This window comes from Arminella tubonensis (assembly GCF_003240585.1).
In the GTDB taxonomy this organism is placed as follows: Bacteria; Pseudomonadota; Alphaproteobacteria; order Rhizobiales; family Rhizobiaceae; genus Rhizobium; species Rhizobium tubonense.
In genome coordinates, this window is the sequence record NZ_PCDP01000004.1 from 1 (window position 1) to 749 (window position 749).

The 749-nt window shown below is 67.4% G+C and carries 1 protein-coding gene; it reads left to right on the forward strand.

What is annotated here, in order from left to right; translation table 11 throughout:
• A partial coding sequence (locus CPY51_RS04825) for a methyl-accepting chemotaxis protein (RefSeq protein ID WP_146260071.1) occupies positions 1–749 on the forward strand: 749 nt, incomplete at both ends.

Sequence of the window (749 nt, forward strand, 5' to 3'; positions counted from 1 at the left end):
ATGGGCCGCGTCAACGCCAAGGGCAACGACATCGGCGTCTCCAAGGAAGAGATCCGCCGCGCCTCCAGCGAACTGTCGCAGCGCACCGAGCGCCAGGCCGCCAGCCTGGAGGAAACCTCGGCCGCCCTTGACCAGCTCACCGTCGCCGTGCGCCAGACGGCCGAAGGCGCGCATGAGGCCAGCAAGCGGGTCCACACCGTCAGCACCGAGGCCTCGCGCAGCGATGCCGTCGTCGCCCAGGCGATCGAGGCCATGAGCGGCATCGAGAAATCCTCCGACGAGATCGGCAAGATCATCGGCGTCATCGACGAGATCGCCTTCCAGACCAACCTTTTGGCGCTGAATGCCGGCGTCGAAGCGGCAAGGGCCGGCGAAAGCGGCAAGGGCTTTGCCGTCGTCGCCCAGGAGGTCCGCGAACTGGCGCAGCGCTCGGCGGCGGCCGCCAAGGAAATCAAGGACCAGATCGCCCGCTCCTCCGGCCAGGTCAACCAGGGTGTGCGCCTGGTCGGCGAAACCGGGGAAGCCCTGAAGCGCATCTCCGACCAGATCAAGGCGGCCAACGAGATCGTCTCGAAGATCGCCCACAGCGCCTCCGAACAGGACACGACGCTGCGCTCGATCTCATCCTCGATGAACCAGCTCGACGCCGCCACCCAGCAGAACGCCGCCATGGCCGAGGAAACCACGGCATCGGCCGAGACGCTGGCCAACGACACCGAGGACCTGCTCGACCTCATCCGCGGCTTCCG